The sequence below is a fragment of the Actinomycetospora sp. genome (assembly GCF_036497585.1).
Classification (GTDB): Bacteria; Actinomycetota; Actinomycetes; order Mycobacteriales; family Pseudonocardiaceae; genus Actinomycetospora.
The window spans coordinates 1-7,352 of the sequence record NZ_DASXJD010000213.1; the positions used below are offsets into that span (position 1 = coordinate 1).

General features: G+C 75.0%; 9 protein-coding genes. 7 read left to right on the plus strand and 2 right to left on the minus strand.

What is annotated here, in order from left to right:
• The first annotated feature begins 74 nt into the window (after positions 1-74).
• Together VGH76_RS21225 and VGH76_RS21230 are read left to right on the plus strand one after the other, a co-directional pair.
• The gene (locus VGH76_RS21225; RefSeq protein WP_331558706.1) at positions 75-1,412 is read left to right on the plus strand and encodes a cupin domain-containing protein; all 1,338 of its coding nucleotides are present in this window, start codon (positions 75-77) and stop codon (positions 1,410-1,412) included.
• The gene (locus tag VGH76_RS21230) at positions 1,409-2,425 is read left to right on the plus strand and encodes a sucrase ferredoxin (RefSeq protein WP_331558707.1); all 1,017 of its coding nucleotides are present in this window, start codon (positions 1,409-1,411) and stop codon (positions 2,423-2,425) included. Before VGH76_RS21225 ends, VGH76_RS21230 begins: the two co-directional genes overlap by 4 nt.
• Here the strand turns inward: VGH76_RS21230 and VGH76_RS21235 are convergent.
• On the minus strand, positions 2,332-3,510 hold the full coding sequence (locus VGH76_RS21235) for an acyltransferase (protein WP_331558708.1): 1,179 nt from the start codon (positions 3,508-3,510) through the stop codon (positions 2,332-2,334). The genes VGH76_RS21230 and VGH76_RS21235 overlap by 94 nt on opposite strands.
• A gap of 156 nt (positions 3,511-3,666) precedes the next feature.
• Positions 3,667-3,978: a Sec-independent protein translocase subunit TatA gene (gene tatA / locus VGH76_RS21240; RefSeq protein WP_331558709.1), complete on the minus strand. Its 312-nt coding sequence runs from the start codon at positions 3,976-3,978 to the stop codon at positions 3,667-3,669.
• Positions 3,979-4,200: 222 nt separating this feature from the next.
• On the opposite strand from tatA, the gene VGH76_RS21245 reads away from it, so the two are divergent.
• The 5 genes from VGH76_RS21245 to VGH76_RS21265 form a co-directional block, all read left to right on the plus strand.
• Entirely contained in the window at positions 4,201-4,476 is a 276-nt protein-coding gene (locus VGH76_RS21245) for a GlsB/YeaQ/YmgE family stress response membrane protein (RefSeq protein WP_331558714.1), read from the plus strand.
• 99 nt (positions 4,477-4,575) lie between these two features.
• A complete protein-coding gene (locus VGH76_RS21250) occupies positions 4,576-5,013 on the plus strand; it encodes an OsmC family peroxiredoxin (RefSeq protein ID WP_331558710.1) in 438 nt (145 codons plus the stop codon).
• 212 nt (positions 5,014-5,225) lie between these two features.
• Positions 5,226-6,062, plus strand: a complete 837-nt coding sequence (locus VGH76_RS21255; protein WP_331558711.1) for a hypothetical protein — start codon at positions 5,226-5,228, stop codon at positions 6,060-6,062.
• A 38-nt stretch (positions 6,063-6,100) separates the two neighbouring features.
• On the plus strand, positions 6,101-6,277 hold the full coding sequence (locus VGH76_RS21260) for a hypothetical protein (protein ID WP_331558712.1): 177 nt from the start codon (positions 6,101-6,103) through the stop codon (positions 6,275-6,277).
• Positions 6,278-6,318: 41 nt separating this feature from the next.
• Positions 6,319-7,352, plus strand: a 1,034-nt coding sequence (locus tag VGH76_RS21265; RefSeq protein ID WP_331558713.1) for a hypothetical protein, incomplete at its 3' end; no start/stop codon positions are given.

Here is a 7,352-nt window from a genome sequence, read left to right on the forward strand (position 1 = left end):
GTGGGGTGCGGGTGACCGGCACCCGACGTCCGACCACCGCCGACCCGCCCCTCCGAGCCGCCTGAGAGTCCTGCATGACCAGCCCCCACCGCCCCTTCCTGCGTCGTGCCGTCGCGGGTGACCTCGACGCGTTCGCCGACGAGGCCTGGGGACGCCGGGCGGTGCTGTCCCGGCGCGACGACCTCGCCAAGGACCGCGCGGACATCGACGGCGGGGCCGGGTTCGACGACCTCTTCTCCCTCGACGCGGTCGACGAGCTGCTCGCCTACCGCGGGCTGCGGACCCCGTTCCTGCGGATCGCCAAGCAGGGCCGGGTGGTCGACTCGTCGTCGTTCACCGGCGACGGCGGCGTCGGGGCCGAGATCTCCGACCAGGTGCGCGACGACCGCGTCGCCGCGCTCTTCGCCGACGGCCACACCGTCGTGCTGCAGGGCGTGCACCGCACCTGGGCGTCGGTCGCCGAGCTGGCCGCCGGGCTCAACGCCGACCTCGGCCACCCGGTGCAGGTCAACGCCTATGTGACCCCGGCGTCCTCCACGGGCTTCTCCGCGCACTACGACGTCCACGACGTCTTCGTCCTCCAGATCGCGGGCACCAAGCGCTGGCACGTGCACGCCCCCGTGCACACCGACCCGCTGCGCGACCAGCCGTGGAACGACCACGCCGCCGCGGTCCGCGCCCGTGCCGATGAGGAGCCCCTCCTCGACGAGGTGCTGCAACCCGGCGACGCGCTCTACCTGCCCCGCGGCTTCCTGCACTCGGCCACCGCCCAGGGCGAGGTGTCGGCGCACCTGACGGTCGGCGTCCACGTCGTCACCCGCCACGCCCTGCTCGAGACCCTGCTCGCCGGCCTGGCCGACGACCCGGAGCTGCGCGCCTCCCTCCCGCTCGGCGTCGACGTGTCCGACCCGGACGCGCTCGCGCCCCACCTCGCGACGGTCGCCTCCCGCGCCGCCGACTACTTCGCCGACCGGTCCCGCGACGACGCCAGGGCCGAGCGCGCCGCCCGGCGGCTGCGGGGGCGGGTGTGGTCGGGCAACCGCCCGGAGTCGCTGCTCCCGCTGCGCCAGGCCGCGACCGCGAACGCCCTGGGACCGGACTCGTGGCTGCGGCTGCGCCACGGGCTGCGCCACCGCGTCGTGCCGCCCGCGACCGACGACGGGGGCCTGCTCCTCGAGCTGCCCGACCGCACGCTCGAGTTCCCGCCCGCCGCCGCGACCCCGCTGGCGACGCTGCTCGCCGGGCCGGTGGTGCGCCTGGGCGACGTGGCCGAGGACGAGCCGGGGGACGCCGCCGTCGTCGCCCGGCGCCTGCTCACCGAGGGCGTGCTCGTGACGCCGGACTCGGTGGGCCACGCGGCGCCCACGCAGGGTGGCGCGCCCGACGATCCTGCGGGTACGACGGACACGTGACGGCCCCGGACTCCCTGACCCAGGCCGAGCTGCCCCGAGACGGCGTGCCGGCCGTCCCTTTCCGCTGTTCCGACGCGGCCCGTGACCGCGAGGACCCGCTCTTCGCGTCGGCGCCGCCCGCACGCCGGTGGCTGCTCGTCGAGCACCCCGGGCCGTGGGGACCGCAGGCCCTCACCGGCGCCGGCTTCTCCGACGACGTCGTCGCGGCGCTCGACGCCTTCTGCCGGACGCATGACGGCCGGTTCCAGCTCATCCGGCGCACCGCCGCGCGTGGCGCGCCCACCGAGGCGGGCGGGCGGTTCGCGGTGGTCGACTGCCGCCCGGGCCACGAGTCGGTCCGGTGGGGCCGGGTCGACGCGCCCCAGGCGCTGCCCACGGCCCTGGCCGACCTCGAGGTCTCCACCGAACCGTCCGACGAGCCCGTCTACCTCGTCTGCGCGCACGGTCGCCACGACGCGTGCTGCGCGATGCGCGGCCGCCCGGTCGCGGCCGAGCTCGCCGCCGCGCACCCCGACCGGACCTGGGAGACGACGCACACCGGCGGCGACCGCTTCGCCGCCAACGTGGTGCTCCTCCCCCACGGGCTGGTGCTCGGGCGGGTGCCCGCGAGCGAGGCGGCCACGGTCGCCGAGCGCTACGACGACGGTCGGGTCGACCCGCTGCTGCTCCGCGGCCGGGCCGGGCTCGCGCCGGCGGTGCAGGGCGCCCAGCACCACGCCCGCCTCGCGCTCGACGAGCACCGGGTGGCGGCGCTGGCCCCCGTCGGGGTGCGACAGGACCCCGACGACGCGTCGCTGTGGACGGTGCGGCTGGCCGCCCCGGACGGGCTCGGGGAGGTCGAGGTCGTGGTGCGGGAGCGCTGGATCCCCTCGCCCACGCCCCTGACGTGCGGCGCGGGCCGGGCGGCCTCGATGCGGACCTACGACCTCGTCGCCTGGGAGGGCCCGGACGACGACGTGGCCCCGGTGGCGGGCGCGGCCGGCTCGGCCGGCTCGACGACGACCCGGCCGTAGCGGGCGGGCCCCCGGTCCCACCAGCGCATGAGGCCCCGGTGCACGGGCCGTTCGACGACGCGGGTGAGCAGCCAGCCGGCGAGCACGCCGGCGAGGATCATGAGGACGGTCTGCAGCGTCGGGCCGACCCCGAACTGCTGCGCCCGGCGCATCACGACGTAGCCGACGGTCTGGTGGGTGAGGAACACCCCGTAGGAGATGCCGGCGAGCCAGGTGATCGTGCGGCGGCCCCGCCGCGGGATCCACCGGTCCCAGTCCGGGCCGCACGCGGCGGCGGTCATGGCCGCGACGCCGAGGGCGATGAGCCCCACGGCGATCCAGTCGGTGTCCCAGCCCGTGGTGGGGTCGACGATCGAGGTCTGCAGCGCGTGCTCGGCGATCGCCACGACCTCGATCGCCACGAAGTGCCAGCGGCGCAGCCGCCCGGTGGAGTACATCCACACCGCGACGCCCGCCACGAACAGGTGCCACCGGAAGATGCCCGCGCCGCTGACCACCATCGCGTAGATCGACCCGGGCGCCCGGGTCGCCAGGTGGTGCCACTGCAGGGCCGGGACGAGAAGCGCCGCCCAGATCACCACGCGCAGCCCGACACCGCGCCCGAGGGGGCTGCGCCACATCACGGCCGCGAGGCAGAAGGCCAGGAGCTGGACCGGGATCGTCCAGTAGGACCCGTCGACGAAGCCCCAGCTCGCGTCCCAGTGCCAGAGCATCAGCAGGTTGGCGACGAGGTCGCGCTCGCCCGGGTAGTACCAGCCGTCGGGGGCGAGGTAGCGCAGGAAGAGCCAGGCGTTGACGGTGGCCACGAAGAACGCCGGCAGGAGACGGGCGAGCTTCCCCCACCACCACCGGGCGGTCGCCCCGCGGCGCGCGCCGCCGCGGCGGACGGTGGCGGCCACGAAGTACGCCGAGAGCACCAGCAGAAGGCTCGCGCCGACCTGGTGCGGGAAGACGAAGCTCTTGGGCAGGATGTCGTGGTAGACGAGCGGCCCGATGAACGTCGAGTGGTAGAGGATCACGAGCAGCACGAAGCCGACCCGCAGCACGTCCCACGAGAGCTTCCGGGAGCCGGTGGGGGTGCGCACCGTCGTGGTGGGTGCCACGGGGACGGCCGACGCGGTCGCCGCGTCCAGGACCACGACAGGCGCGACCGGGGCGGACGGCCTGTCCGCAGCCCTGGTCGGTCTGCTCGCGATGTCGGTCACCGAGGCGGACGTTATCAACGCCCCGCGACCGTCACGTCACGAGGCGTCGCGCTCCGCGCTCGGCGGACGCTCGGGTCCTGCGGCCGGGTGAGCGGTCCCGCTCGACCGTTCGTGGGTCGATCCCGGCGTCGACGACGACGAGGGTGACGATCCCGGCGAGGCCGACGTTCCGGACCCACCCGACGTGGTGTGGCCGCGGTCGTCCTCCTGCAGGCCGCGGGTCTCGGCCTTGAGGATGCGCATCGACTGCCCCAGGCCGCGGGCCATGTCGGGCAGCTTCCGCGAGCCGAACAGCAACAGCACCACGACGATCACGATCGCCCAGTGCACCGGGCTCAGCGATCCCATCGCGCACACCTCGTTCCGGGGCGGGTCCGACGGCACGACGCCGCCGGGGCCCGAGCGTAGCCCCGCCGTGGTGAACGTGCGGCGAAGACGCCGGGGTCGGGCGGTGGCCGGGAGCGGTTCCGTCGGATGTGTCGCTCGCGTGACGTTTGGCGGGACACTGCGCTGGGCGACGTACGTCCTGCAGCGTTCCCGCGGTCTCTCCCCGGAAGGGCAACTCCCATGATCATCCTGACCATCCTCGGCTGGATCGTCTTCGGTCTCATCGTCGGCTTCATCGCCCGCGCCCTCGTCCCCGGCAAGGACAACATCGGCATCCTCCCGACCATCGGCCTCGGCATCCTCGGCTCGGTCGTCGGCGGCGTCCTCGGTTCCCTGCTGTTCTCGCCGCACCAGCTCTCGTTCAAGAGCCCGGTCGGCTGGATCGGCTCGATCGTCGTCGCGATCATCCTGCTGGTCGTCTACAACAAGGCCACCGGCCGCAAGCGCGTCCGGCACTGACCCGTCCGTCCGGAGGGTTCCCCGGCGGACCGGAATCCGCCGGGGCCTCGGCTCGGTTGTGAGCTGTGGACCACACCCGCATTCCACCTGGAGGCGACGATGCCGAGCCGTGACGCGACCACCCACTGGGAAGGCGGGCTGCAGGACGGCACCGGCCACGTGACCCTGGACTCGTCCAACGCCGGACAGTTCGACGTCTCGTTCCCCACCCGTGCCGAGGACCCCCACGGCCAGACCAGCCCCGAGGAGCTCATCGCCGCGGCGCACTCCTCGTGCCTGGCGATGAACCTCTCGGGCGTGCTCGGCAGCGAGAACCTCCGGGCGTCGTCGATCGACGTGTCCGCCGAGGTCACGCTCTCGCCGGCCAAGGGCGGCGGCTTCGAGATCAGCGGGATCGCGATCACGGTGCGCGCCGCGGTCGACGGGGTCGACGAGGCGAAGTTCCAGGAGCTCGCGAAGACCGCCGAGCAGACCTGCCCGGTCTCCAAGGCGCTCGCCGGCACCACGATCACCCTGGACGCGGCGCTCGACTCCTGAGCCCCGCCGGGCCCGGCCCAGCTCGTACGAACGGCCGGTTCGTGACCCAAGAGGGTTCCGGACCGGCCGTTCGTGCGTTCCGGGGTGGTGCTGACGACGCTGCGGCCTGCCCCGAGGGCAAGGGTCAGGCGTCCTGCCCATCGGGGTCCCAGCGCGCACCCAGGAACGCGGCCGACCGTGGTGCACCGGACACCGAGCGAGGGGAGCACGGCGTGGGCCTGACATGGGTGCTGCTGGCGGCCGTCCTGTTCGGCATCGGCTCGGTCGCGCAGGCCGCCGCGGTCGCCGCCCTCGACGACGGACGGCGCCTGCCCTGGACCGCGCTGCTGCGCCATCCCTGGTTCGTCGCCGGCACGGTCGCCGAGGGCGCCGGGGCGCTCTGCCACGTCGCGGCGCTGCAGTCGGTGTCGATGGCCGTCGCGCAGTGCGCGGTGAGCGCGAGCCTCGCCGTCACCGCGCTGACCGCCCGCGTCTGGTTCGGCCCCCGCCTCGGTGGCCGCGGGCTCGTCGCGGTGGGCGTGCTGTCGATGACGCTGGTCGGCCTCGCCGCGGTGTCGGGGCAATCGGGCACCGCCACCGACACGGTCGCGCTCGAGATCGGGCTCGCGGTCGCCGCCGGCGCCATCACGGTCGCCGGGCCGGCGGGCGCGGTCGCGGGCCGCGGGGTCGCGCTCGCGGTGTGCTCCGGGCTCGGGTTCGCCGCGTGCTCCACCGCGGTCAAGCTCGTCGACCTCTCCCGCCCGCTCTCCGCCCTCACCTCGATGCCCGCCCTCGTCGCGGCGGCCACCGGGCTGCTGGGCTGCCTGTGGTGGACGCTCGCGCTGCGGCACAGCACGGTGACGACGGCGACCGCGGTCGTCGTCGTCGCCGAGGTCGTCCCGCCCTCGCTGCTCGCGCCGCTGCTCGGCGACACCGTCTCGGCCTGGTTCGGCGTCGTCGCCCCGGTCGCCCTCGCGCTCGCGGCCACCGCCTGCGTCGTCCTCGCCCGGGGTCACCGGGCCGCGTCCGCGGTCGTCGAGGAGACGCCCCGGGTGCCCGTCGCGGCGTAGACTCGGGTGCCGTCAGGGGGCGACCCCAGGGAGGCACCATGGCCATCGCCGGGAAGCGCACCGTCGTGGAGCCGGGCGAGCCGGCGGGCGACCTCGCCGAGCGGCTCGGGCTCCACCGCCCCGAACAACGGCGGGCGTTCCGCGCGACGCTGGACCGGGTGCGCGACGCCGAGCTGCGCGCCGAGTACGAGAGCGAGGGCATCCGGCTGCGGTGATCCGCTGATCACCGTCGGACCCTCGTGGTACTGCTTCCCGGGTGAACGACTGGCCGTTCCTCGCCTGGTCCCCGGACGACGCGGCGGCTGCGGTCTACGACGTCACCGTCGACGGCGCCTGGGAGCAGCTGGTCGACTTCTACTCCGGCGGGTCCCCGTCCGCACCGTTCGAGCGGGTGGTCGCGCTGGCTCGCGAGCACGGAGTGCGCTCGCTGGTCGTCGAGCAGCGCCACATCGATCCGGACTGGCGCAGCGAGCACGCCGCGTTCCACGGCCGGCTCTTCCGCCGTCACCCGTCGGTGACCCACCGCTGGCACCTGTTCACCGACGACGTCGACCCGTCGGATCTCACCCGCCTCGACCCGGCCGCCTACCGCGGCTATGCCGTGATGCGCCCGCTCCCCGCGACGCCGGTCGGCCGTACGATGATCACGCCGCCGCCGGGTCTCGACGGCGGGGTGCGCTGCGAGGCCACCGAGCGGGTCTCGCTGTTCGGGACGGCGCTCGAGGTGCGGGCGATGCCGTTCCTCTCCCAGGACGCCGAGTACCTGCGCTGCGCGCACGCGACGCTGTGGATGGTGCTGCGCCACGCCCACCTCGCGCACGGCATCCCGCGCCGGCTCACCGCGGCGGTGCACGACGCCTCGTTGGGCGGGGTCATCGTCGGCCGCCAGGTGCCGAGCGAGGGGCTGTCGGTGCAGCAGATGATGGCGGGCGCGACGCGCCTGGGCCTCTCGCCGGGCCTCGTGCACCTCCCGCAGAGCCGGGCCGAGGACGACGACGCCGGGATGCTGACACTTGGTGGCATCCTCTGCCGCTACGTCAACAGCCAGGTCCCGCCGATCGTCATCTCGCAGGCGCACGCGTGGGTGGTCGTCGGCTACCGGCGGGTGTCGCCGCACTCCGGGGCGGGCGTGCGGCTGTGGCGCCACGACGACGCCCGGGGCCCGTACCTGGAGGTGGCCGACCCGTTCGACGAGGTCGACGTCGCGCACCGCCCCTGGCAGGCCGCGCTCCTGCCGCTGCTGCCCGAGGTCTACGTGACCGCCGAGCGCGCCGAGGCCGCGGGCGAGCA

Excerpts from the sequence above, each read along its gene's own strand:
- VGH76_RS21225 (WP_331558706.1), top strand. The coding sequence starts at position 75 with ATGACCAGCCCCCACCGCCCCTTCCTGCGTCGTGCCGTCGCGGGTGAC.
- tatA (WP_331558709.1), bottom strand. The coding sequence starts at position 3,978 with ATGGGATCGCTGAGCCCGGTGCACTGGGCGATCGTGATCGTCGTGGTG.
- VGH76_RS21250 (WP_331558710.1), top strand. The coding sequence starts at position 4,576 with ATGCCGAGCCGTGACGCGACCACCCACTGGGAAGGCGGGCTGCAGGAC.
- VGH76_RS21260 (WP_331558712.1), top strand. The coding sequence starts at position 6,101 with ATGGCCATCGCCGGGAAGCGCACCGTCGTGGAGCCGGGCGAGCCGGCG.